The following is a 23,550-nucleotide window of genomic DNA, read 5'->3' as shown; positions in this document are numbered from 1 at the left end:
GGCTCCGGCGCGTTGACACCGGAGCCTGCGAGATTAACGCGGCAGCGCCGTTCCCCATTCGCGCCACTCTTTCGGTTCACTTTCCAGCAGCAGGAAGTGTTTTCCTGCCTGCGCCTTAGGCGCCAGAGGCGTGCCAGGCGGCGTCGCGAAGGCAATGCCGCCGCGAATGAACTGGTTAAAGGTCCCCGTTTTGACCACGCCACCGGTCAGGCCGAAGTCCAGCGAGTAGCCTGAAGCGAGCCAGAACACTGAGTTGTTGCGAACCAGATGCTGATAACGCTGGCTGATGCGCAGGCCGACCATCACGCGGTCGGACAGATTACCCAGCGTCAGGCTTGTTACTGTCCCCACTTCAATACCGCGGAACAGGACCGGCGTACCGATGCCCAGCGAACCGGCTTCCGGTACTTCAACCACAATGCTCAGACCGTCCAGATAACGGGAATCGGTGATGGTCGCCTCCTGCAACTCAAACTCACGACGCGCGTTGCCCCGACCCGGTTCAACGTTAATGTACGGCTGAAGTATGGTGTCGAGATGCTCAACCCCTGCGGCAGAAATTTGCGGCGTAACCACCGAGAAGCGCGAGCCTGCCCGGGCGAACGTCTGTACATATTCCGGATAAAGCACGGCGGTAGCCTGAACTTCATTGCGCGCGGTGATCAGCGTCAGCTTCTGAACCTGCCCGATATCAATTCCGAGATAGCGGATAGGCATGCCTTCTGCCAGTTTACCGGCATCAAAGGTGTGCAGGGTAATCTGTCCCCCGACGGCGCGCGCCGCGGTTTCAGACGGGAAGAGGATCCGCTTGTCACCTTTACGCATGTTGCCGCCCGCGCCGCTCAGGTTATCGAAGCTGATCGCACCGCGCAGGGCACGGGAGAGGGGAGACGCCTGTACGGTCAGCCCGTTGCCATTGAGCTGCACTTTCGCGCCGCCTTCAGCCCAGAACACGCTGTTTGGCGTGAGCAGCTTGCGATACTCCGGCTTGATATGCAGTTCGATATCAAACGCGTCCGCACGAGGACGAACGGTGATCACTTCTCCGACCTCAAACTTACGATAAAGCACGACGGAGCCTGCCTGGACATCCGGCAGCGTTTCAGCGCTTAAGGTCAGCGTGGTGGTCGGCAGGTCGCCGAGGCTGTTTTCAATGGCTTTGTCCAGATTGGCGAACAGTGGATAGCTCTCACGCAGCGCGCCTTTGCTGCCCGGCAGAATGCGGATCCCGCCGTTAACCCACTCGCTGGCGCTGGCGCCGAGGAACTCAACGCCGTCCAGACCCACCTTCACGTCGACCCGGCTGTTCACCACAAATTTACTGTCGCCGTGCACAAGGTTGCCGTACTGCGGATCGATGGCGGCGGAGAAGGAGACCCCTTTTTCCGTCAGCTTTCGTTCCAGAACCTGACCCACCTGCACACCGTGCAGGATTAGCGGTTGACCGGCTTCGATACCATAGCTTTCCGGCGCATTCAGCTTAACCGTCAACACGCCCGGTTTTTGCAGCAGAGCTTTATCCGCCGGCGCGATGACAAAGTTTTTATTCGGCGCACCTTCACCGGGGATCAGCTCAAAGGTGCTTCCCGTCAGCAGGGAACTGATGCTGGCGTCGCTGAGGGAGAGCTTCGGATTACGCAGCTCGATGCGTGTTTTTTCCCGCAGGAGGTCCACAACGCTCGGATCCACCGTCATTTCGCCGGTAACGGAGCCGCCCGCGTTGAGGGTTAATTTTGTCAGTTGCCCGACCTCTAAACCCTGGTACATCAGCGGGGTCGAACCGGCTTTCAGGCCTTTGGCATCCGGCAGGGTCAACTTGACGATGACACCGCGCTGGCTGTGCGCCAGGTCGGCGTACAGACCAAAGGTATCCTCTGCGGCGGCAGGGCTGGAGTCAGCAGGTGAGTCGAAGGCGATAGCGCCATTCACCAGCGCCGCCAGGCTCTCAAGCTTCACTTTCGCACCGCTTAAGCTCAGGTCAGCATCGACGCCGGAGACGTTCCAGAAGCGGCTGCCTTTTTTTACCAGGTTGGTAAAACGGCGATCGATCAGTACATCAATGGTCACGCCATCTTTGTTCGGGTTAATGGCGTAGTCGTAAACGCGGCCAACCGGAATTTTGCGGAAATAGACCAGAGAACCACTGTTCAGCGAGCCCAAATCCGGCGCGCGGAGGTGGATCATCAGATCGCCGTTATTCAGCCGATATTTCGGCTGGGTATCCAGCGCAACAAAGTGATCCTGTGGCTCACCTTTGCCAGGCATCATGCCGATATAGTTACCGCCCACAAGCGCATCCAGCCCGGAAACGCCGGCCAGCGAGGCTTTAGGCGTGACCAGCCAGAACTGCGTTTCGGCGCGCAGGGCATCCTGCATGTCAGACTTAATGCTCGCCCGGACCTGGATTTTGTTCAGCCCTTTGCCGAGGGAAATATCCTGCACGGTACCCACTTCCACCCCCTGAAAGCGAACGGGGGTACGTCCGGCGACAATGCCGTCCGCAGACTGGAAATCAATCGTGATGGTACTTCCGCGATCTTCATAGCTCGTCCAGATAAGCCAGCCTGCGATCATCAGCGCGATGACAGGCAGCAACCAGAATGGCGAAATGCGGCGTTTTGTTTTAATTCTCGCTTCAGTCGGCGAAGCGGGCGTTTCCTGACTCATGTGCGTCCCAAAGTAAGCGGCTGTCCAGCCATTCCACTGCAAGAATAGTCAATATCACCGCAGAGCCGAAATAAAAAGCTGCGGGTCCCATGGTAAAAGCAAGTAACTGATCGCGATTGATGAGCGACATCATCAGCGAAATCACGAACAGATCCAACATCGACCAGCGACCAATCCAGGTCACGAATCGCAGAAGCAGGATGCGGGTGCGTAGTCCTTGTTCGCATTTAAAGTGAATGCTGATAAGTAGCGTAAACATCACCACCACTTTGGTAAAGGGCACCAGAATACTGGCGATGAACACAATGGCGGCAACCCCCACGTTACTGTGCGCCAGAGAGATAATCCCCGAAAGGATAGTATCTTCCTGTCGGGCGCCGTTCACATAAATTACGGAGATCGGCAGCATATTGGCCGGGAATAAAAATATCAGTGAGGCGATAAGCGCCGCCCAGCATTTTTGCAGGCTGTTGTTGCGCCGCAATCTTAACGGAATGTGGCAGCGAGGACACCTTCCGCGTTTATCCGGAAAACCGGTGTAATGGCACCCCAGGCAGACGCGCAGGTTTTCATCAGGCCGGGTCGCGGGACGCTGAGGGTAAAATCGCTCCCAAAGCTGTTCAACATTCAGATGAATCAGGGTCAAAATACTCAGCAGGACCAGTGAAATAAACGCAAAAAGGCCAATGCCGGGTTGTAAAAACGCATAATCCTGCACCTTAATGGAGGCCACGCCGACGCCCACCAGGTAGATGTCCAGCATCACCCACTCCTTGAGCTTTTCCAGCATGAGCAGGACAGGGCGCAGGTTCATCCCCAGAATGTTGCCAAACCACAGGTAGGCAATTGCCGCGACCAGCACCAGCGGTGCGCCGACGACGCAGAACAGCACCATAGCGCCGGTGAGCGGATCGCCCTCGCGCGTCATCTGCCAGATCCCCTGCAATACGTTAGCGTCAATACGCACGCCAAGCAGGTAGAGCTTTAACAGCGGCTCGGTCCAGGCGAACGGCATCAGCAGCAGCATGGTAACCGCCATTGCCGCCAGACGCGTCAATGACCAGTCCCGGCCGTCGCGAATTTTGGCATCGCAGCAAGGGCAAAAAGCACTTTGGTGCGATTTCATCTTCGGCAACATAAAAAGCGTATCGCACTGGGGACAACGCTGATAATGTGCACGAGGCAGAGCCTGGCTTACCGTACGGACAACGATCTTTCTTGTCGGCGTAATTTGGGGTGTTTTTAGGGCCATCAGTCGCACACAGATAAGTATTGTTGAAAGTTATAATAACTCATGAACGGATTCATCTTGAGCATGAGCGCATTTAATGCTTATTTTAATAGGCTATGCGGTAATTATGTAAGATAACTAAGTGATTGAATAATGAACAAAACAGAATTCTACGCGGATCTGAATCGCGATTTTAAGGCATTAATGGCAGGGGAAACCAGTTTCTTAGCCACTCTGGCAAATACCAGTGCGTTACTGTTCGAACGCCTTTCTGACGTGAACTGGGCGGGCTTTTATCTGCTGGAAGGCGACACGCTGGTGCTGGGGCCTTTCCAGGGGAAACTCGCCTGCGTACGCATCCCGGTAGGTCGCGGCGTGTGCGGTACCGCAGTGGCGACCCGTCAGGTTCAGCGTGTCGAAGATGTACATGCGTTTGACGGCCACATTGCCTGCGATGCCAGCAGCAATTCTGAAATCGTACTGCCGCTGGTGGTTAAAAATCAGATTATTGGCGTTCTGGATATCGACAGCACGGTCTTCAGCCGCTTTACTGCCGAGGATGAGCAGGGGCTGCGCGCGTTGGCCGCAAACCTGGAAAATGTTCTGGCAGAGACCGATTATCATAAATTCTTTGCGAGCGTCGCAGGATAATCAACGGATAACGTAGCATTTACTGATAGCGTCATTATAATGTCGCCTGTTCATGCCTGCGCTTGTTGGCAACGTCCGTTGTAATCAGGAAATTTCATGGAAAATCAACCTAAGTTGAATAGCAGTAAAGAAGTTATCGCATATCTGGCCGAGCGTTTCCCGCAGTGCTTCAGCGCTGAAGGTGAAGCGCGTCCTCTGAAAGTCGGTATCTTTCAGGATCTGGTCGCGCGCGTTGAGGGGGAGATGAACCTCAGCAAAACGCAGCTTCGTTCTGCCTTGCGCCTTTATACCTCGAGCTGGCGTTACCTGTACGGTATCAAGCCGGGTGCGACCCGTGTCGACCTTGACGGCAACCCGTGTGGTGAGCTGGACGAGCAGCACGTAGAACATGCGCGTAAGCAGCTTGAAGAAGCCAAAGCTCGCGTTCAGGCACAGCGTGCTGAACAGCAGGCCAAAAAACGCGAAGCCGCAGCGGCAAACGGTCAGGAAGACGCCCCTCGTCGCGAGCGTAAACCGCGTCCGGCACCGCGTCGTACTGAAAATAACGATCGCAAACCGCGTGCTGACAAACCAGCAGCTAAAGCCCCACGTGCGCCGCGCGAAGAGCCGCGCCACACCCCAGTTTCGGACATCAACGCCCTGAGCGTAGGTCAGTCTCTGAAGGTTAAAGCGGGTAACAATGCGATGGATGCCACCGTACTGGAAATCACCAAAGATGGCGTTCGTGTACAGCTGACTTCTGGTATGTCAATGATTGTACGCGCAGAACACTTGTTGTTCTGAAACGGAGGCCGAGCCTGGCATGAACACTTTTTTTAAGCTCACCGCGCTGGCTGGCCTGTTTGCTATAACAGGCCACGCTTTCGCTGTGGACGATATTACGCGTGTTGATCAAATTCCGGTTCTTAAGGAAGAAACTCAGCACGCGACGGTGAGTGAGCGCGTGACGTCGCGCTTTACTCGTTCGCACTATCGTCAGTTCGATCTCGATCAGGCCTTTTCGGCCAAAATCTTTGACCGTTATCTGAACTTGCTGGATTACAGCCATAACGTACTGCTGGCCAGCGATGTCGAACAGTTCGCTAAACGCAAATCCGAAGTGGGTGATGAGCTGCGCTCCGGAAAGCTGGATCTTTTCTACGATCTGTACAACTTATCGCAAAAGAGCCGTTTTGAGCGTTATCAATACGCGCTGAAAGTGCTGGAACGTCCGATGGACTTCAGCGGCAACGACACCTTTAATCTGGACCGCAGCAAAGCGCCATGGCCGAAAGATGAGGCTGAACTGAATGCGCTGTGGGACGGAAAAGTCAAATATGACGAACTGAGCCTCAAGCTCACAGGCAAAGACGAGAAAGAGATCCGTGAGACGTTAAACCGTCGCTACAAATTCGCAATTCGTCGTCTGGCGCAGACCAACAGTGAAGATGTTTTCTCGCTGGCGATGACCGCGTTTGCGCACGAAATTGATCCGCACACTAATTATCTCTCTCCACGTAACACCGAACAGTTCAATACCGAAATGAGCCTGTCTCTGGAAGGTATCGGTGCTGTGCTTCAGATGGATGATGACTACACCGTTATCAACTCCATGGTGGCCGGTGGCCCTGCGTCGAAAAGCAAAGCGATCAGCGTAGGCGACCGTATTGTCGGTGTAGGTCAAACCGGAAAGAGCATGGTGGACGTGATTGGCTGGCGACTTGATGACGTAGTTGCGTTGATCAAAGGGCCGAAGGGCAGCAAAGTTCGCCTGGAGATCCTGCCAGCCGGAAAGGGGACCAAAACCCGTATCGTTACTCTGACACGTGAGCGTATCCGTCTGGAAGATCGCGCGGTGAAAATGTCGGTGAAAACCGTGGGTAAAGAGAAGGTTGGCGTTCTGGATATCCCTGGCTTCTACGTTGGCCTGACCGATGATGTAAAAGTGCAGCTCCAGAAGCTTGAAAAGCAGAATGTCAGCAGTGTGATCATCGACCTGCGCAGCAACGGCGGCGGGGCATTGACCGAGGCCGTCTCGCTCTCAGGGCTGTTTATCCCGTCTGGCCCGGTGGTTCAGGTGCGCGATAACAACGGTAAAGTGCGTGAAGATGCCGATACCGATGGCGTGGTCTACTATAAGGGTCCGCTGGTGGTGCTGGTCGATCGCTTCAGCGCCTCTGCATCGGAAATCTTCGCTGCTGCCATGCAGGATTACGGCCGGGCGTTAATCGTCGGCGAACCGACGTTTGGCAAGGGCACCGTTCAGCAGTACCGCTCTCTGAACCGTATTTACGACCAGATGCTGCGTCCTGAATGGCCGGCGCTGGGCTCAGTACAGTACACCATTCAGAAGTTTTACCGTGTTAACGGCGGCAGTACGCAGCGCAAAGGCGTGACGCCGGACATCATGATGCCGACAGGTACCGAAGAGACGGAAACGGGCGAGAAGTTTGAAGATAACGCGCTGCCGTGGGATAGCATTGATGCCGCGACATTCGTGAAATCGGGTGATATGAATCAGTTCGGTCCGGAACTGCTGAAAAATCACAACGACCGCATCGGGAAGGATCCGGAATTCCAGTACATCATGAAGGACATCGCGCGTTTCAACGCTCTGAAAGCGAAACGGAACATTGTCTCTCTGAACTACGCCCAGCGTGAGAAAGAGAACAATGAAGATGACGCGACACGTCTGGCGCGTATCAACGATCGCTTCAAACGTGAAGGCAAGCCTCTGCTCAAAAAACTGGACGATCTGCCTAAGGATTACCAGGAGCCCGATCCGTATCTGGACGAGACGGTGCATATCGCGCTTGATCTCGCGAAGCTGGAAAAAGAGAAACCTGCCGTACAACCTGCTCCGACAAAATAATCCCCCAACAGGCACAAGAAATTGTGCCTGTTTCTTTTTGTTCCTCATCCTTCCGTCAGGCAGATTTCCAATTGTGTAAAGTTGTGTCTTTCTGGTGACTTACGCCGTCTGGATGCTTGAAAATAGCCGCAATACCCATACGATGTGGGTAATCGCATAGTGCGTTTTGTTAAACTGAGGTTAAAAGAATATTATGATGCGAATCGCGCTCTTCCTGCTCACCAACCTGGCGGTGATGGTGGTATTCGGGCTGGTGCTAAGCCTGACGGGAATTCAGTCGAGCAGCGTTCAGGGTCTGTTGATTATGGCGCTGCTGTTTGGTTTCGGCGGCTCTTTCATTTCACTGCTGATGTCGAAGTGGATGGCACTGAAATCCGTGGGCGGTGAAGTTATTGAGCAGCCGCGTAACGATATGGAACAGTGGTTGATGAGCACGGTTGCTCAGCAGTCAAAGCAGGCGGGCATAGCCATGCCGCAGGTGGCGATCTACCACGCGCCGGATATCAACGCGTTTGCTACCGGTGCGCGTCGTGACGCGTCCCTGGTGGCCGTCAGTACCGGTCTGCTGCAAAACATGAGCCGTGACGAAGCGGAAGCGGTTATTGCTCACGAGATCAGCCACATCGCTAACGGCGATATGGTCACCATGACCTTGATCCAGGGCGTGGTGAACACCTTCGTTATCTTTATTTCCCGTATTCTGGCGCAGATTGCTGCCGGATTTATGGGTGGCAACCGTGATGAGGGTGAAGAGAGCAACGGTAACCCGCTGATCTATTTTGCTGTTTCAATGGTGCTGGAGCTGGTGTTCGGTATCCTGGCAAGCATCATTACCATGTGGTTCTCCCGTCATCGTGAGTTCCACGCGGATGCCGGTTCTGCGAAACTGGTGGGTCGTGAGAAGATGATTGCTGCGCTGCAACGTCTGAAAACCAGCTACGAGCCGCAGGAAGCAAACAGCATGATGGCCTTCTGCATCAATGGTAAATCAAAGTCGCTGAGCGAGCTGTTTATGTCACACCCGCCGCTGGATAAACGTATTGAAGCGCTGCGAAGCGGCGAATACCTGAAGTAATACCCGCCGGATGAAAAAAAACCGGGCAGGAGACAATCTCCGCCCGGTTTTTTTATGCCTGCGCCTTTGGCTGGGTCACACGAAGGCCGCTAATGATAGCCGCGAGGGTCGCCAGTGTCCCTGCGGTAATCAGCGCAACGTGTGTCGCATTTTGCCCGGCAAGGTTAAACATCAACGCCACCATTGCGGCCCCGGTGCTTTGCCCTAACAGTCTTGCCGTACCCAGCATCCCGCTGGCACCACCGCTGCGATGACGTGGGGCAGAGGTGATAATTGTGTGGTTGTTAGGTGACTGGAACAGACCGAAACCTGCCCCGCACAGGATCATGCGCCAGATAATATCCAGATCCCCCGGCGAGGAGGGCAGGAGCGACAGCGCAAACAGTCCTGCTGCCATGACGATCAGCCCGATAGCCCCCAGCAGTCCGGCATGAACGCGCTCAATAAGGTACCCGGCCAGCGGGGCCATCACCATGGTTGCCAAAGGCCAGGGTGTGAGCAGCAAGCCTGTTTCCACTTCCGAACGGCCAAGCACGCTCTGCAAAAAGAATGGCAGCGCAACCAGCGCCAGCATCTGGGCGCAGAACGAGCAAATGGAGGTACAAATTGATAGCGAAAACAGCGGAATACGCAGCAAATCGACCGGCAGTAACGGCACGGGCAGCGCCAGCTGGCGTCGTACAAAGAAAAAGCCGATGATAAGCAGGGCAACGATTTCTGCGGCAATGAGCGACAAAGACTGTCCCTGCGCAAATCCGCTCAGCGCAGTAATCAGCAGGCCAAAGGTCAGCGCGTTCATCACAGCGCTGGGCAGGTCAAAACGTGGCATGGTGTTTTTCGGACCATTTTCCGGAAGATAGCGCAGGGCGAAGAAGATCGCCACAATGCCCAGCGGCACGTTAATGGCAAACAGCCACTGCCACGAGGCAACGGACAGAATGGCGGCGGCAATCGTCGGCCCGGCGGCGGACGACACGGCCACAATAAAGGAGTTAATGCCCATGCCGCGCCCCAGATGGCGATGAGGATAGATAAGCCGTATCAGGGCCGTGTTCACGCTCATTAGCGCCGCACCGCCAAAACCCTGTGCGATACGCGCAAGCGTAAGGGTGTGCAGTGAATCGGAAAGGGCACAGAAGAGCGAGGTGAGAGTAAAGACCACCAGCCCGCACTGATAAACCCGGCGATAACCAAACATATCGCCCAGGAAAGAGAGTGACAAAAGGGAAATCACAATCGCTATCTGGTACGCGTTCACAATCCAGATGGAGCTTGCCGGAGAAGCATTAAGGTCTTTGGCAATGGTAGGAAGAGCCACATTGGCAATCGCACCGTCAAGGACAGCCATCGAAATGCCGATGACAATAGTGGCAATTGCCCCGTACCGCTGTGGTAAGGGCAGGCCATCAGAAACGTTTTTTTGCATGGGAAAAGAATGACTCAGTGTGAAATTATTTTCAGAGTAACTATTTTAGCATCGTTATTTCGGTTTTATGTCGCAGATTTGTAACGAAGTAAACCCAGATAGATTGCAGCGCGCATCACACGAATTTATAATAAAAACCGGTTCTGATTTTTATAAAACACTCTCCATGAGGTGATAAATGGCAATCGCAGATTTGGATAAGCAGCCAGATTCTGTTTCTTCCGTGCTGAAGGTGTTTGGCATCTTGCAGGCGCTCGGAGAAGAGCGTGAAATTGGTATTACAGAGTTGTCGCAGCGTGTGATGATGTCGAAAAGCACCGTTTATCGCTTTTTGCAGACGATGAAATCATTGGGTTATGTCGCGCAGGAAGGAGAATCAGAAAAATATTCTCTGACCCTGAAATTGTTTGAATTGGGCGCCCGCGCCTTGCAGAACGTGGATCTGATCCGCAGCGCTGACATTCAGATGCGTGAACTTTCGCGGTTGACGAAAGAGACCATTCACCTCGGCGCACTGGATGAAGACAGCATCGTTTACATCCACAAAATTGACTCCATGTACAACCTGCGCATGTATTCACGCATCGGTCGTCGTAACCCGCTGTACAGTACCGCAATTGGTAAAGTCCTGCTGGCCTGGCGCGATCGTGAAGAGGTTAAGCAAATCCTTGACGGTGTGGAATACAAACGCAGCACCGATCGCACGATTACCAGTACGGATGAACTGCTGAGCGTGCTGGATAAAGTGCGTGAGCAGGGTTATGGGGAAGATAACGAAGAGCAGGAAGAAGGGTTGCGCTGCATCGGTGTGCCGGTGTTTGACCGCTTCGGCGTTGTCATTGCGGGACTGAGCATCTCTTTCCCAACGCTGCGTTTCTCCGAAGAGCGTCTTCATGAGTATGTGGCAATTCTGCATACCGCAGCGCGCAAAATATCAGAGCAGATGGGCTATAACGAATACCCGTTCTGATCAATGCCTCCAATAAAAACGCCGCACTCTTGCGGCGTTTTTGTAAGCGAAATTTAGCTCTGATTAGCCGTTATCAACCACAACAGATGATTTACGCAGCACAGGACAGTTGGTTAACCCGATGATCCCGCTGTCGGAATGGATGTACTGAGCCGTGCTTACCCCCTGGGCGGTGAGATATTTACACTGAATACCCAAACCCGCGGCATTCTCTTTGCTTCCCATTAATACGCCATACCCACTTAACAGCAGGCCGATCCACACAAGTGCCAGTACAATTATCGTACGAACGAGTAAACGCATCGATGCCTCTTTTTTCTTTGTTGTCATGGAGTAAGCGTAACGGGTTTACGCAGTGAAACAAGTGCACGATTCCGAAAAGCGTCTGTTGAAGGTACAGTTAGCCCCTGTTTAAGATAGCCGTGATAACCTGGCTACATCAGGTCATAAGACGGAGTGTGGAGTGAAAAAAATACGCTGGGTAATTCTGATTATAGTGCTGATAGCATGCGTGGTGCTGTGGACGCAGACTATCAATGTGATGTGCGATCAGGATGTACAGTTCTTTAGCGGCATTTGTTCAATCAATAAGTTTATCCCCTGGTAGTGGCTATTTTTGCACTGAGCGATGTCCTTACGTGGCTGCAGTGGTAAAATGACTGTTTTTACTGAGGTGGTGAAATGGGTGAGTTAATGAATTCGGGGCTGCTGAGCATTGCATCCCTGGTAATGTCTTTAGTGGTGCTGGTTGTTGGACTGGTGCTGTGGTTCTTCGTTAATCGCGCCAGCTCCCGCACAAACGAGCAGATTGAGCTGCTGGAAGCATTGCTCGATCAGCAGAAACGGCAGACTGCGTTGCTGCGTCGTCTGTGCGAAGCCAACGAGCCGGAGGAGAAAGCGGTGCCGAAGGAAGCTGATGCTCAAAAACAAGACGAGGAAGAGTTCATTCGCCTGGTGGCCGAACGATAGTCTGCCCGGAACGGGGAGGTGGCCTGACGTGCGGCGTAAATCTCCTCCCTTATCAAATGTGACCCATAACATCCCAACATATAATTAAGCAGCAGTTAACTACTGTTTCAGTATACTGAAAACTGGCGAATATTTATCCTTATACAAGTCGTACCGTTTCGTTGAATAAATTGTGAGCTTTAACTTTCCTGAAGTGTTTTATTTTTATCGAAACGTTTTGCTTGCCTTGTTTTGAGGCAGAGTCATAAAAATTTCATTATTTTGGTGCAGAATAACGCTTATTAAATGGTGGATTTTAATACAGTTAGCAAAATGTATTTAACATTGTTTATTCACTGTCACACTCTGGTGCATTGCGATGTTTTCAGCATAACTTTTCACAAAATGTTCTAACTCAGTCATTCCTTTAAAGAAAATCAGGGATTGGGATGGACGCTTTGAAATGATTGAGCTATGTTTAAAAAGTCTTTGATTACAGGGCGCGCCAGCGCACCCTGTGGGCGGTGAGGTCAGGTGGCGCTTCATTTGACAATTCGCATAACTGTGCAGATTGTTATGGAGTAACGCCTGAATTTGTGCGGCGGATCGAGACACGTTTAAAAATGGCTTGCCATATTAAACGTTGTGTGTGATAACACGTTTTGGGTCAAACGAGGTACAGTTCTGTTTATGTGTGGCATTTTCAGTAAAGAAGTCCTGAGTAAACACGTTGTCGTTGAATACCGCTTCTCTGCCGAACCTTATATTAGTGCCTCAAGCAGTAATGTCTCAGTTTTATCTATGTTAAAGCCTGCGGGCTAAGAAAACACTCTAAGGAATTTTGCAAATGGCAAAGATTAAAGGTCAAGTTAAGTGGTTCAACGAGTCTAAAGGTTTTGGTTTCATTACTCCTGCTGACGGCAGCAAAGACGTGTTCGTACACTTCTCTGCAATCCAGGGTAACGGCTTCAAAACTCTGGCTGAAGGCCAGAACGTTGAGTTCGAAATTCAGGACGGCCAGAAAGGCCCAGCTGCGGTTAACGTAACTGCTATCTGATCGAATCACTGCTGACTGAAGCGCTTAGCGCTTCGATCTCAGACATAAGCCTCGCCGATGCGGGGCTTTTTTATTCACTTATTTTTCAAAATGTTACGTATTCCTCCTCTGTTATTATCTTGTTGCAAACCCGCGAGATTATTAGCATTGTTTTCCCGCCTTATTATCCCTTTTTCCCGTTAAATCAGGGCGTTGATTAACAGCCCTGGGGTTAAAGTGAAAAAAAAGACAATAACGGCCAACGGAAACTTTACACCGGCACGTTTTGCACTTCTGTGTCTCGCCATCTTTTGTAGCCTTGCTTTTCTGTTAGGCCGCGTGGCATGGCTACAAATTATCAAACCGGATAATCTGGTGAAGCAGGAGGATATGCGTTCTCTGCGCGAAGTGGCGATAGACGCCCCGCGTGGGATGATTGTTGACCGTGAAGGGCGTCCCCTTGCGGTAAGCGTACCTGTCCAGGCCGTCTGGGCCGATCCCAAAACTGTGCTTGATAAAGGGGGGATCGGCTTTGATTCGCGCTGGCAGGCCCTGGCAAATGCTTTACACCTTTCTCTGAGCACGCTCGCATCGCGAATAAACAGCAATCCGCACGGGCGATTCATTTATCTAGCTCGTCAGGTTGATCCCTCCCAGGCAAAGTGGATTGATAAGCTGCGTCTTCCCGGTATCAACCTACGCGATGAGTCCCGTCGCTTTTATCCTGCCGGACACGTGGCGGCAAACCTGATTGGCTTCACTAATATTGATGGTCAGGGTATTGAGGGCGTCGAGAAAAGCTTTAACACGCAGCTCACCGGGAAGGCAGGCGTGCGGCTGGTCAGGAAAGATCGCTACGGGCATGTGGTTGAGAACCTCACGGAGGTGGCGCCCGTACCGGCACATAATATCCAGCTTAGTATCGATGAACGCCTGCAAACTATCACCGAAGACGCGCTGGATAATGCCGTGGCGTGGAATAAAGCCGAGTCAGGCGCGTCGGTGCTGATTAATATCCAGACGGGCGAAATTCTGGCGATGGCGAGCTTCCCTGACTTCAACCCCAACAATCGGGAAGGGGCAACGCTGGATGACTTTCGTAATCGCGCGATCAGCGACACCTTTGAACCGGGTTCGACCGTTAAGCCTCTGGTGCTGATGACGGCGCTACAGCAGGGGCTGGTGCAGCCTGACAGCGTGATAGACACGCATCCCTACACCATTGATGGTCATCGTATTCGCGATGTGGGTTACTACCCCGAGCTGACCATGACCGGGATCCTGCAAAAATCCAGCGACACGGGCGTATCCCGTCTTTCTCTCGCGATGCCCGTGCAACGGTTACTTGATACCTATAAAAACTTTGGTTTTGGCGAGAGTACCGGGCTTGGCTTAACGGGAGAAAGCTCAGGTTTACTGCCGCAGCGAAAATTCTGGAGTCAGTTAGACAGGGCGACCTTTGCCTTTGGGTATGGCCTGATGGTTACCCCCCTCCAGCTGGCGCATGTGTATGCCACCATCGGTAGCTATGGCATTGAACGGCCTCTGTCCATCACCCGTATCGATCCCCCCGTGATTGGCAAACGGGTGATGCCCGGGGAGATTGTTCACGAGGTGGAACACATGATGGAGAGCGTCGCGTTACCCGGCGGTGGCGGGATCAAAGCGGCGGTGCGTAACTATCGTGTGGCGATTAAAACCGGGACGGCCAAAAAAATCGATGAACACGGTAAGTATGTGGATAAATACGTCGCCTACACAGCAGGCGTTGCGCCCGCCAGCGATCCCCGTTTTGCACTGGTGGTGGTGATCAACGATCCGAAAAACGGAGCCTACTACGGCGGGGCCGTTTCCGCGCCCGTGTTCAGCGAAATTATGGGTAACGTCTTGCGCCTGGAAAACGTGAAGCCAGACGGACTGCCGGCAGATTCTGACCATCTGATCGTGATGCGTCACCCAGCCGTTTATAACCCTGGCGAATAGCGGTACACTTCGCCTTTTGGTTTTCGCCCTGGAGCTGTCATGTCTTTCAGTTGTCCCCTTTGCCACGCGCCGCTGACGCGCGCGGAGAAAACGTTTATCTGTCCACTGGGACATCAGTTTGACCGGGCTAAAGAGGGCTATGTCAATCTTCTGCCGGTACAGCACAAGCGCTCCCGGGATCCGGGTGACAGCGCGGAGATGATGCAGGCGCGCCGGGCGTTTCTTGACGCCGGGCACTATCAACCGCTCAGGGATGCCGTTGTCGACTTACTCCGTCAATATCTGACAGAAGGCGCATCCGCCATGCTGGATATCGGCTGCGGTGAGGGCTACTACACCGCCACGTTTGCTGACGTCGCGGCTGGGAAGGGCGCCGAAACTTACGGGCTGGACGTGTCGAAAGTGGCTATCCGTGCAGCAGCAAAACGCTACTCAGCGGTAACGTTCTGCGTGGCCTCCAGCCACCGCCTGCCGTTTGAGGAAGCGAGTATGGACGCCGTGGTGCGTATCTATGCCCCGTGCAAGGCAGAGGAGCTGGCGCGCGTCGTTAAGCCCGGCGGGTGGGTTATCACCGTTACGCCGGGACCGCGTCATCTGCTGGAGCTAAAAGGGCTGATCTATGATGAAGTTCACCTGCATGCGCCGCACTCTGAACAGCTGGCGGGCTTCGCGTTAAAGCAGACGCAGTCAATGGCGTATGAGATGACGTTGCAGGGAAGTGAAGCGGTGGCGTTACTGCAAATGACGCCGTTTGCGTGGCGGGCAAAACCAGAGGTGTGGGAAACGCTGGCAGCACAGACAGAATTTCGCTGCCAGACGGATTTCAGCATCCATTGCTGGCAGCGCGAAGATTAACCCGCGAAGTGTGCCCAGAGTATTTGGGCACCAATCCCGATCAACACGATACCGCCCAGAATTTCGGCGCGTTTGCCTAACAGCGGGCCAATGAACCGCCCCACCATCATCCCCAGCGTTGACATAATCAGCGTGGCGCAGCCAATCGCCAGCGCGGTGGCGATAATATTGACCTGCAAAAACGCCAGACCGACACCGACGGCCATTGCGTCCAGGCTGGTTGCGATAGCGGTTGTCACCAGAAGCCAGAAGCCGTGGCGTTGCAGCGGCGCATCATCTTCATCGCTGTTGCCACGAAAACCTTCAATTACCATGCGTCCGCCGAGGAACACCAGCAGCACGAAGGCGATCCAGTGGTTCCACTCCAGCACAAACTGGCTGGCGAGCATCCCCAGACCCCAGCCAATAAGCGGCGTCAGCGTTTCGATTGCGCCAAAGATGAGACCGGTGCGCAGGGCTTCGGAAAATTTAGGTTTATGGAGGGTGGCACCTTTACCGATAGAGGCGGCAAATGCGTCCATGGACATGCCAAAAGCCAGAAGGATCGTAGCGGAGATATTCATAAGTGCGTCCAGACCGGGGATATCCATATGACACATCACTGCCCCCAGTAAACAGCAGTTGATGTATCTATGGTCTCGCCTGATCGCTTTTGGCACAGTAAGTGTGCTGAAAACGATCCGTACGCGCCACGTTTTGCAACGAGTATGTTGACACGTACATTTCCCGCAGGCAGGAAATCGGCTACTCCCCAACGACGGGCGCAACCTTAACATATTTTGAGAATATAAAACAACAACGAAGATGGCTTTATAAAGCCACTATGTTGATAACGATTTTCATTTAGGTTTATGCGTAAAAGTATCGTTAATAAATATAAGTTAATTCGCAGGGGAGATATAGCATCGGCTATATTGCTGGTTTGAGAATAATACAATACATAGCCGATGCTATAAAATTAATTCATTGAGTTTTAAGGAGTAATTTGTAGATTTTTTCCAGGTCGTCAATATTTTTGACGCGAATGAGCAGGCGGCGTTGTTCTAATTGCATCACCAGAACTCCGTCTTCGGATAAATTCATCTCTTTAATGCGGTTATATTCTATCCAGACATTGGCGAAGAAGAATCCGTGTTTTTTAAAAATGAGTTTTGGCGAGCGGATCCAGAACAGGTAAATCGCCATTAATGCCAGCGCACATAATAACCATGTGGTTAATATTGCGCCGTGGCTGGTCACATTATTGTAAATCAGGATGACTACCAGACCGGCGAAGATAAACGCATCAATGCGCCCACGGCGTAAGAGGGGAAGGGTCAGCAGCGTCTCGCCGTGGCGGCGAGGCATAATGAACTCGTCATAGATCGCGTAAGCCAGAAGGGCAACAATAAATAAAACCAGTACGGTGTCCGTGACAGTCATTCATCCTCCAGATAAAAAGACCGGGGGCAAGCCCCCGGTCGGTAACGCATTTTATTACAGACCCAGCAGGCCGACGGCGTAGCCCGCGATACCGATGACGAAGAAGCCAACGATGATCCACAGCGGGTTCACTTTCTTACGCAGCAGCCACATACAGGCGAAGGTTAACAGCAGCGGTACCAGGCCAGGCATCAGCTGGTCCAGAATGGTCTGCACGGTGGTGACGCGCGTCTGACCATCCTGACCGGTGATCGTCGATACCACCAGCGGGATGTTCACGTGCGTCCACTTGTTAACCAAAGCCCCCATTACAAACAGGCCGAGGATTGACGCCCCCTCAGTCAGTTTTTGCAGGAAGCCGCCGCCCATATCCTTAACGATATCCACCCCTTTACGGTAACCGTATGCCACGCCGTAGTAGCGGGTCAGCAGACGCACCGCGTTGAACAGGATAAAGAACAGCAGGGGACCAAGCAGACTGCCGCTCATGGCGATCCCGGCGCCCAGTGCCGCAAAGACCGGACGCACGGTACCCCAGAAGATCGGGTCGCCCACGCCTGCCAGCGGCCCCATCAGACCGACTTTAATACCGTTGATAGCACCATCGTCGATCTCAGCCCCGTTTGCACGCTGCTCTTCCATCGCCAGCGTTACGCCCAGAACAGGCGCCGCTACGTAAGGGTGGGTGTTGAAGAATTCCAGGTGACGCTTAATTGCCTGACGGCGTGCTTCGTTGTTTTCCGGATACAGGCGTTTGATTGCCGGCACCATGGAGAAGCAGAAGCCGAGCGCCTGCATACGTTCGAAGTTCCATGAACCCTGAAACAGGTTAGAACGGATGAACACGCCACGAATATCACCCGGAGTGAGTTTTTTCTCAGTGGTAGTTTTTGTCATATCAACCATTTCGCTCACCTGTTAGTCCAGTTCGTTATCGAGATCGTTGTTACCAGCAGCCTGCGCAGGGGCACCCGCGACACGGTTGTATTTCGGGCTGAGCTGGATATAAAGAATCGCCATCACCGCACCAATCACACCCAGCGCAACCAGGTTGAAGTTGGTGAATGCAGCGGTAACGAAGCCAAGGTAGAAGAACGGCATCAGATAGCCTGCGCGCATCATGTTGATGACCATCGCGTAACCTACGACCACAATCATACCGCCCGCGATATTCAGACCGCCGGTGACCACTTCTGGTATGGCGTTCAGCATACTTTGAACTTCACTGGTCCCAACGGAAATCGCCACGATAACGGCCGGAATAGCGATACGCATCGCCTGCAGGAACAGGGACGAGACGTGGATCCAGGAGAGCGCTGTCAGGTTGCCGTTATCGGCCGCCTTATCCGCCGCGTGCTGGAAGGCAACGGTGATGGTACGAACAATGATGGTCAGCACCTGGCCTGCCGCGGCTAGTGGAATGGCCAGCGCGATACCGGCACCGATACTCTGATGACCGGCGATAACCAGAACGGTCGAAATAATGGACGCCAGCGCGGCATCTGGCGCAACTGCCGCACCGATGTTCATCCAGCCGAGGGCGATCATTTCCAGGGTACCACCGATGATGATACCGGTTTTCATGTCACCGAGAACGGCGCCAATCAACGTACAGGCCACCAGAGGGCGGTGGAACTGAAATTCATCAAGTACGGACTCCATACCCGCAATACACGCGACGATGAACACCAGCACAATCTGAAGAGTAGTAATCTCCATTGCACTTCTCCTATTACATAAGCTCTATATGAAAAACCGGCCCGGGCTTATTTCCCCACTTTGCCGATCAAATCCATCATTTTCAGTTTCTGATCCGTGGAAACCTTACGGGCTTCCAGCTCGATACCGCGTGCATTCAGCTTGTTGAAGGCCTCGATATCTTTCGCATCCACTGAAATCGCATTGTTGACCTGCGTTTTGCCCTGACGGAAAGCCATACCGCCAATGTTAACGGAGGTGATTTTCACGCCGCCTTCAACAATGCGTTCAACGTCTGTCGGGTTGGTGAACAGAAGCATCACGCGTTCGCCCGCATATTTCGGGTTGTTGTAAACGCGGATCATTTTGGCGACATCCACGACGTGCGCGGTGACGCCCGGCGGTGCAACCTGGGTAAGAAGGGTTTTACGGACAGTGTCGGCGGCCACTTCGTCACTGACCACGATGATGCGTTGTACGTTGGTCTCTTTGGTCCAGCGCGTCGCCACCTGGCCGTGGATCAGACGGTCATCAATACGCGCAAGGCCGATAACCATGTAATCGTTCGGACCCATTGGCTTCGCCGGTGCCGCGGCTTTTGGTGCAGCAGGGGCAGGGGCAGGTTTTTCAACCGCCTGTGCTTTCAGCGCCTTCACGCCTTCGCGACCGGTTTCCACCGCCAGCGCCACCAGCTCGTCAAAGCCTGGGTTGTCGTCACGCGCCATGAAGGTTTCCACCAACATTGGGATATTTACCCCGGCGACGACTTCATAATGCTCTTTATCGACGACAATGCGGCTGGCAGCGTTGAACGGGCTGCCGCCCCATGTATCCACGAGAAACAGCACGCCTTTGCTGGTATCCAGCTTCTCAAGCTGAGCAGTGTACTTTTCAATCAGCGTCTCGGCGTTTTCACCGGGAACGAAATCGATCCAGCCAACGTTTTCCTGCTCGCCCAACAGCATTTCTGCCGTTTTGAGTAACTGCTCCGCAGCCCAACCATGTGTGCCTATGACAATAGCAATGGTCACTTGCTACCTCCTATTATTATCATTTATACGTCTGCCAGGCAGGCGTACTGAGAATCGTATTGGCGAACCGAATCGATTCAGATAAGGGTTAGAGTTCTAAAAAACCAAGACTTCCGCGAATTATTTTAGATAGTGAAAAAATAATTTATGTGATGAAGATCCGTAATTTAGCTACGCCTTACAGATTTTTCTGTAAGATAAACCACGTGTGTTACAGAAGTTTGCAAAGGAACGTAAATCTTTGCTAAAAACCCATTGTCTCTGATATGTTTAGCGTCCGTTTAATTATTCAGGAGTATAGGGCTACAGCCCACTATATGGACCGTCACCGACGTCAGTCATCTTCCAGGCCATCCCGCGCCTTATTCACCGGCGACCTTCGCCACGCATTGACCCCCATTCCCTTTGAAATGCCCGAAATTAGCGGGGCACCGTTTTGTCATTCCTTTAGCAGGAGCGTGTCATGGAATTCTTAATGGACCCGTCAATCTGGGTAGGCTTGCTTACGCTGGTCGTGCTGGAGATCGTTCTCGGTATTGATAACCTGGTGTTTATTGCCATTCTTGCGGATAAGCTGCCGCCGAAACAGCGTGATAAAGCCCGTCTGATCGGCCTCTCGCTGGCGCTGATCATGCGACTGGGCCTGCTGTCCGTGATCTCGTGGATGGTTACGCTGACTAAGCCTCTGTTCACCGTCATGGATTTCACCTTCTCCGGCCGTGATTTAATCATGCTGGTGGGGGGGCTTTTCCTGCTGTTCAAAGCTACAACAGAGCTGCATGAACGGCTGGAGAACCGGCAGCATGATGATGGCCACGGTAAGGGGTATGCCAGCTTCTGGGTGGTGGTCCTGCAGATTGTGGTGCTTGATGCGGTCTTCTCACTGGATGCGGTGATTACAGCGGTTGGCATGGTGAACCATCTGCCGGTGATGATGGCGGCGGTTGTGATTGCGATGGCGGTAATGCTGCTGGCGTCGAAACCGCTGACGCGTTTCGTCAACCAACATCCGACGGTCGTCGTGCTGTGTCTGAGTTTCCTGTTGATGATTGGTCTGAGCCTGGTGGCAGAAGGTTTTGGTTTCCATATACCGAAAGGCTACCTGTACGCCGCGATTGGCTTCTCGATTCTGATCGAGCTGTTTAACCAGATTGCGCGCCGTAACTTCATTAAGCAGCAGTCGAATCAGCCGCTGCGCGCGCGTACCGCCGATGCGATCCTGCGCCTGATGGGCGGGCGTCGTCAGGTGAACGTGCAGGCGGATAACGAGAACCGTAACCCGGTTCCGGTGCCGGAAGGCGCGTTTGTGGAAGAAGAACGCTACATGATCAACGGCGTGCTTTCGCTGGCCTCCCGCTCCCTGCGCGGCATTATGACGCCGCGCGGTGAAATCAGCTGGGTGGACGCCAACCTGAGCGTCGACGAAATTCGCCAGCAGCTGCTCTCCTCGCCGCACAGCCTGTTCCCGGTCTGTCGGGGCGAGCTGGATGAGATCATCGGTGTGGTGCGCGCGAAAGAGATGCTCGTGGCGCTGGAAGAGGGCGTCAACGTCGAGGCCGTAGCGGCCGCGTCGCCTGCCATCGTGGTGCCGGAGACGCTGGATCCGATTAACCTGCTGGGCGTGTTGCGTCGTGCTCGCGGGAGCTTTGTTATCGTCACCAACGAATTTGGTGTGGTACAAGGTCTGGTAACGCCGCTGGACGTGCTGGAAGCCATTGCCGGTGAATTCCCTGATGCGGATGAAACGCCAGAAATCGTTGCCGACGGTGACGGCTGGCTGGTGAAAGGCACCACCGACCTGCACGCGCTCTCGCACACGCTGGGCGTCGAAAACGTGGTCAATGACGATGAAGACATCGCCACGGTAGCGGGGCTGGTGATTGCCGTTAACGGGCAGATCCCGCGTATCGGTGATGTGCTTGAGCTGCCGCCGCTGCAAATTACCATCGTTGAAGCCAACGACTATCGCGTTGATATGGTCCGTATTGTTAAAGAGCACTCTGTACACGACGAAGAAGAGTAACGCTATCTAGCGTAACGGCAATAAAGGCACGATGTGTCCGTTGTGACGGGCTGGCGGAGGGTTACTTTCCGCCAGCCATTTCGGAAACTCCCGCAGCGGCATCGGCCGCGCATACAAGTACCCCTGCAAAATATGTACGCTGTGGCGGCGCAAATAGCGTGACTGCTCCTCGGTTTCAACCCCTTCTGCAACCAGTTCAATATTCAACCTCTGGCCCAGCGCAATAATAATATCCGTTACCGTTGAGTTCACGGCGTCGGTGCCGATCGCGGTGGTGAAGGATTTATCAATTTTCAGCACGTCCGGGTGAAGTTTTTCAAGCCACGAAAGAGAACTATTGCCCGTACCAAAATCATCAATCGCAAGCTTCACCCCTTTGCGATGCAGCTCCCGCACGATGCGGTAATCCACATCGAGCAACGCATCGCGTTCGGTTAACTCTACAATCAACTTTTGAACAGGGTTCGCCTTAAACCAGATGCGGTTGAGATCCCGGATCAGCGCAGCGCGGCGAAAATGGCTGGCGGCCACGTTGATGCCAATATGGAAATCCCGTGAGGCCGGGAAAAAGCCTATCTGCCGCACCGTTTCGCTGATGACGTAGCGGGTAAGCGGAACAATCAGGCTATGTTCTTCAGCCAGGGGGATAAAGACATCGGGAGAAATCCAGCCCTGACGCGGGTTGTTCCAGCGCAGGAGGATCTCGACGCCAACGCATTCCCGGGTGCGGGCGTTTACCAGCGGCTGGCAGAAGAGTTCAAACTCCCGGGCAGCAATCCCCATATTAATTTCCCAGGTGAAACTTATGCGTCGCGCCGTGGCAAGCCAGGCGATATAGCCCATCAGTAAACTGAGCATCAACGCCAGCGGTAGCTGGGTGGGCAGATTTTTCAATGCCATTTGGCCTGCCCCCGGGCCGCTGACCGTGACGCTGAAAGGGTAGTGCTGTGAAGACTGTTCCAGCAGGGAGGCGTGTTCATCGAAGGTCGGCGTATTCGTCACCTGCTGCCCGTCGCGGAGAAAATTATCGCCTACTCTCAGGACCACGTCGGTGATTTGTGGCCGCTGTGGCTCCAGAATCATTTTGGTGATGAGATCGATATTCACTACCTCCATCAACCCGTCACTGCCGTCGCCCGCAAGGGGTGACCACTGAATCAGTACCGGACTGCCCTTTAACAGCCACCGATCGGTCAACAAGATCAGCCTGGGTTCACTGGACGGAAGCATCGGCTCAATGTCACTGACGGGCATATTTCGGCTGCCAAATACGCTCGAGCAATACAGTATTCCGTCTTTGACGAGGGCGATGGAGCGCACGGTCTGGAGGATCGCCGCCTGTTTTCGCAGAATCGGATTCGCTTCAGCGCAGGGCATATCAACCAGAAAACGTAGAGTTTCACGCTGGGTTTCTAACGCAAGAAGCACCTTATCAAGCGCACGCACGGTGTGGTGAGTAAAGTCGTGGATCCGATCCTGATTAATGTTGCGCTGTGAAATAAAGCGAATGCCCAGCGTCAGGACGAGCGTAACGAGCGCAACCGTAACACAGACGATAACGCGTTTTCGGCGATAGTCTTTAATGATCGTTTGTGCAGTTTGCATGAACGGTCGCCTGATAAGCACCGGCCGGAAAAGCCAGACGCAACAGTGACAGTGTAGTGGGGAATACGTGAAGCGACG

21 protein-coding genes and 1 pseudogene are annotated in these 23,550 nt (G+C 53.5%); 12 read left to right on the top strand and 10 right to left on the bottom strand.

Going from position 1 to position 23,550, the window contains the following annotated elements; genetic code table 11:
• Positions 1 to 33: 33 nt before the first annotated feature.
• Together C3451_RS09300 and yebS are read right to left on the bottom strand one after the other, a co-directional pair.
• On the bottom strand, positions 34 to 2,667 hold the full coding sequence (locus tag C3451_RS09300) for a PqiB family protein (RefSeq protein WP_022648460.1): 2,634 nt from the start codon (positions 2,665 to 2,667) through the stop codon (positions 34 to 36).
• A complete protein-coding gene (gene yebS, locus C3451_RS09295; protein ID WP_022648459.1) occupies positions 2,636 to 3,919 on the bottom strand; it encodes a membrane integrity lipid transport subunit YebS in 1,284 nt (427 codons plus the stop codon). The genes C3451_RS09300 and yebS overlap by 32 nt, the downstream gene beginning before the upstream one ends.
• Positions 3,920 to 4,051: 132 nt before the next feature.
• Here yebS and C3451_RS09290 point away from each other — a divergent pair, with 132 nt between their 5' ends.
• The 4 genes from C3451_RS09290 to htpX all read left to right on the top strand — a co-directional run bounded on the left by C3451_RS09290 (position 4,052) and on the right by htpX (position 8,475).
• Complete coding sequence (locus C3451_RS09290) at positions 4,052 to 4,549, top strand: GAF domain-containing protein (RefSeq protein WP_006811006.1); 498 nt, start codon at positions 4,052 to 4,054, stop codon at positions 4,547 to 4,549.
• Positions 4,550 to 4,645: 96 nt separating this feature from the next.
• The gene (gene proQ / locus C3451_RS09285; RefSeq protein ID WP_045623240.1) at positions 4,646 to 5,332 is read left to right on the top strand and encodes an RNA chaperone ProQ; all 687 of its coding nucleotides are present in this window, start codon (positions 4,646 to 4,648) and stop codon (positions 5,330 to 5,332) included.
• A 19-nt stretch (positions 5,333 to 5,351) separates the two neighbouring features.
• Positions 5,352 to 7,400, top strand: a complete 2,049-nt coding sequence (gene prc / locus C3451_RS09280) for a carboxy terminal-processing peptidase (protein WP_124304295.1) — start codon at positions 5,352 to 5,354, stop codon at positions 7,398 to 7,400.
• A gap of 193 nt (positions 7,401 to 7,593) precedes the next feature.
• Positions 7,594 to 8,475: a protease HtpX gene (htpX, locus tag C3451_RS09275; protein WP_003859899.1), complete on the top strand. Its 882-nt coding sequence runs from the start codon at positions 7,594 to 7,596 to the stop codon at positions 8,473 to 8,475.
• Between the two features lie 52 nt (positions 8,476 to 8,527).
• Here the strand turns inward: htpX and C3451_RS09270 are convergent, their stop codons facing one another.
• The gene (locus C3451_RS09270; RefSeq protein ID WP_022648456.1) at positions 8,528 to 9,901 is read right to left on the bottom strand and encodes an MFS transporter; all 1,374 of its coding nucleotides are present in this window, start codon (positions 9,899 to 9,901) and stop codon (positions 8,528 to 8,530) included.
• A 178-nt stretch (positions 9,902 to 10,079) separates the two neighbouring features.
• Between C3451_RS09270 and kdgR the strand changes: the two genes are divergently transcribed.
• Positions 10,080 to 10,871 carry a DNA-binding transcriptional regulator KdgR gene (kdgR, locus tag C3451_RS09265; protein WP_022648455.1) on the top strand — a complete coding sequence of 264 codons (792 nt, stop codon included), beginning with the start codon at positions 10,080 to 10,082 and terminating at the stop codon, positions 10,869 to 10,871.
• Positions 10,872 to 10,934: 63 nt separating this feature from the next.
• On the opposite strand, the gene C3451_RS09260 is transcribed toward kdgR, so the two are convergent.
• Positions 10,935 to 11,174 carry a YobH family protein gene (locus C3451_RS09260; protein ID WP_022648454.1) on the bottom strand — a complete coding sequence of 80 codons (240 nt, stop codon included), beginning with the start codon at positions 11,172 to 11,174 and terminating at the stop codon, positions 10,935 to 10,937.
• A 160-nt stretch (positions 11,175 to 11,334) separates the two neighbouring features.
• Here C3451_RS09260 and mgrB point away from each other — a divergent pair, with 160 nt between their 5' ends.
• The 6 genes and pseudogenes from mgrB (at position 11,335) to rlmA (ending at position 15,693) form a co-directional block, all read left to right on the top strand.
• Complete coding sequence (gene mgrB / locus C3451_RS09255; RefSeq protein WP_003859906.1) at positions 11,335 to 11,478, top strand: PhoP/PhoQ regulator MgrB; 144 nt, start codon at positions 11,335 to 11,337, stop codon at positions 11,476 to 11,478.
• Between the two features lie 74 nt (positions 11,479 to 11,552).
• A complete protein-coding gene (locus C3451_RS09250) occupies positions 11,553 to 11,840 on the top strand; it encodes a YebO family protein (RefSeq protein ID WP_023300358.1) in 288 nt (95 codons plus the stop codon).
• Between the two features lie 669 nt (positions 11,841 to 12,509).
• Positions 12,510 to 12,654 (top strand): annotated as a pseudogene (locus C3451_RS09245) (DUF2627 domain-containing protein).
• A 12-nt stretch (positions 12,655 to 12,666) separates the two neighbouring features.
• Positions 12,667 to 12,876, top strand: a complete 210-nt coding sequence (gene cspE, locus C3451_RS09240) for a transcription antiterminator/RNA stability regulator CspE (protein ID WP_001062678.1) — start codon at positions 12,667 to 12,669, stop codon at positions 12,874 to 12,876.
• 216 nt (positions 12,877 to 13,092) lie between these two features.
• On the top strand, positions 13,093 to 14,838 hold the full coding sequence (ftsI, locus tag C3451_RS09235) for a peptidoglycan glycosyltransferase FtsI (RefSeq protein WP_023300357.1): 1,746 nt from the start codon (positions 13,093 to 13,095) through the stop codon (positions 14,836 to 14,838).
• A 39-nt stretch (positions 14,839 to 14,877) separates the two neighbouring features.
• Positions 14,878 to 15,693 (top strand): 23S rRNA (guanine(745)-N(1))-methyltransferase, encoded by an 816-nt coding sequence (gene rlmA / locus C3451_RS09230; RefSeq protein ID WP_038416252.1) that lies wholly within the window; start codon positions 14,878 to 14,880, stop codon positions 15,691 to 15,693.
• Here rlmA and mntP read toward each other — a convergent pair.
• The 5 genes from mntP to manX form a co-directional block, all read right to left on the bottom strand.
• Positions 15,690 to 16,256, bottom strand: coding sequence for a manganese efflux pump MntP (mntP, locus tag C3451_RS09225; RefSeq protein WP_032622454.1), 567 nt, complete (start codon positions 16,254 to 16,256; stop codon positions 15,690 to 15,692). The two genes, rlmA and mntP, sit on opposite strands and share 4 nt — an antisense overlap.
• 400 nt (positions 16,257 to 16,656) lie before the next feature.
• Positions 16,657 to 17,115 carry a DUF986 family protein gene (locus C3451_RS09220; RefSeq protein ID WP_022648449.1) on the bottom strand — a complete coding sequence of 153 codons (459 nt, stop codon included), beginning with the start codon at positions 17,113 to 17,115 and terminating at the stop codon, positions 16,657 to 16,659.
• A gap of 54 nt (positions 17,116 to 17,169) precedes the next feature.
• Positions 17,170 to 18,021: a PTS mannose transporter subunit IID gene (locus C3451_RS09215; RefSeq protein WP_006810994.1), complete on the bottom strand. Its 852-nt coding sequence runs from the start codon at positions 18,019 to 18,021 to the stop codon at positions 17,170 to 17,172.
• 12 nt (positions 18,022 to 18,033) lie between these two features.
• On the bottom strand, positions 18,034 to 18,834 hold the full coding sequence (manY, locus tag C3451_RS09210; RefSeq protein ID WP_022648448.1) for a PTS mannose transporter subunit IIC: 801 nt from the start codon (positions 18,832 to 18,834) through the stop codon (positions 18,034 to 18,036).
• Positions 18,835 to 18,881: 47 nt separating this feature from the next.
• A complete protein-coding gene (gene manX, locus C3451_RS09205) occupies positions 18,882 to 19,844 on the bottom strand; it encodes a PTS mannose transporter subunit IIAB (RefSeq protein WP_045623238.1) in 963 nt (320 codons plus the stop codon).
• Between the two features lie 463 nt (positions 19,845 to 20,307).
• On the opposite strand from manX, the gene yoaE reads away from it, so the two are divergent.
• Positions 20,308 to 21,867, top strand: a complete 1,560-nt coding sequence (gene yoaE / locus C3451_RS09200) for a CNNM family cation transport protein YoaE (RefSeq protein WP_023300354.1) — start codon at positions 20,308 to 20,310, stop codon at positions 21,865 to 21,867.
• Positions 21,868 to 21,873: 6 nt separating this feature from the next.
• Here the strand turns inward: yoaE and C3451_RS09195 are convergent, their stop codons facing one another.
• Entirely contained in the window at positions 21,874 to 23,472 is a 1,599-nt protein-coding gene (locus tag C3451_RS09195) for a cyclic diguanylate phosphodiesterase (protein WP_023300353.1), read from the bottom strand.
• Between the last annotated feature and the right edge of the window lie 78 nt (positions 23,473 to 23,550).

Source organism: Enterobacter sp. 301B, assembly GCF_003850715.1.
GTDB lineage: Bacteria > Pseudomonadota > Gammaproteobacteria > Enterobacterales > Enterobacteriaceae > Enterobacter > Enterobacter intestinihominis.
Note: the sequence above shows the minus strand (reverse complement) of the source record. Positions and strands in the feature narration are given on the sequence as shown.

Coding starts and splice junctions, on each gene's coding strand:
- manY (WP_022648448.1), bottom strand. CDS start 18,834: ATGGAGATTACTACTCTTCAGATTGTGCTGGTGTTCATCGTCGCGTGT.
- prc (WP_124304295.1), top strand. CDS start 5,352: ATGAACACTTTTTTTAAGCTCACCGCGCTGGCTGGCCTGTTTGCTATA.
- C3451_RS09300 (WP_022648460.1), bottom strand. CDS start 2,667: ATGAGTCAGGAAACGCCCGCTTCGCCGACTGAAGCGAGAATTAAAACA.
- cspE (WP_001062678.1), top strand. CDS start 12,667: ATGGCAAAGATTAAAGGTCAAGTTAAGTGGTTCAACGAGTCTAAAGGT.
- proQ (WP_045623240.1), top strand. CDS start 4,646: ATGGAAAATCAACCTAAGTTGAATAGCAGTAAAGAAGTTATCGCATAT.
- mntP (WP_032622454.1), bottom strand. CDS start 16,256: ATGAATATCTCCGCTACGATCCTTCTGGCTTTTGGCATGTCCATGGAC.
- yebS (WP_022648459.1), bottom strand. CDS start 3,919: ATGGCCCTAAAAACACCCCAAATTACGCCGACAAGAAAGATCGTTGTC.
- C3451_RS09220 (WP_022648449.1), bottom strand. CDS start 17,115: ATGACTGTCACGGACACCGTACTGGTTTTATTTATTGTTGCCCTTCTG.
- C3451_RS09290 (WP_006811006.1), top strand. CDS start 4,052: ATGAACAAAACAGAATTCTACGCGGATCTGAATCGCGATTTTAAGGCA.
- yoaE (WP_023300354.1), top strand. CDS start 20,308: ATGGAATTCTTAATGGACCCGTCAATCTGGGTAGGCTTGCTTACGCTG.
- C3451_RS09215 (WP_006810994.1), bottom strand. CDS start 18,021: ATGGTTGATATGACAAAAACTACCACTGAGAAAAAACTCACTCCGGGT.
- kdgR (WP_022648455.1), top strand. CDS start 10,080: ATGGCAATCGCAGATTTGGATAAGCAGCCAGATTCTGTTTCTTCCGTG.
- C3451_RS09260 (WP_022648454.1), bottom strand. CDS start 11,174: ATGCGTTTACTCGTTCGTACGATAATTGTACTGGCACTTGTGTGGATC.
- C3451_RS09195 (WP_023300353.1), bottom strand. CDS start 23,472: ATGCAAACTGCACAAACGATCATTAAAGACTATCGCCGAAAACGCGTT.
- C3451_RS09250 (WP_023300358.1), top strand. CDS start 11,553: ATGGGTGAGTTAATGAATTCGGGGCTGCTGAGCATTGCATCCCTGGTA.
- htpX (WP_003859899.1), top strand. CDS start 7,594: ATGATGCGAATCGCGCTCTTCCTGCTCACCAACCTGGCGGTGATGGTG.
- rlmA (WP_038416252.1), top strand. CDS start 14,878: ATGTCTTTCAGTTGTCCCCTTTGCCACGCGCCGCTGACGCGCGCGGAG.
- C3451_RS09270 (WP_022648456.1), bottom strand. CDS start 9,901: ATGCAAAAAAACGTTTCTGATGGCCTGCCCTTACCACAGCGGTACGGG.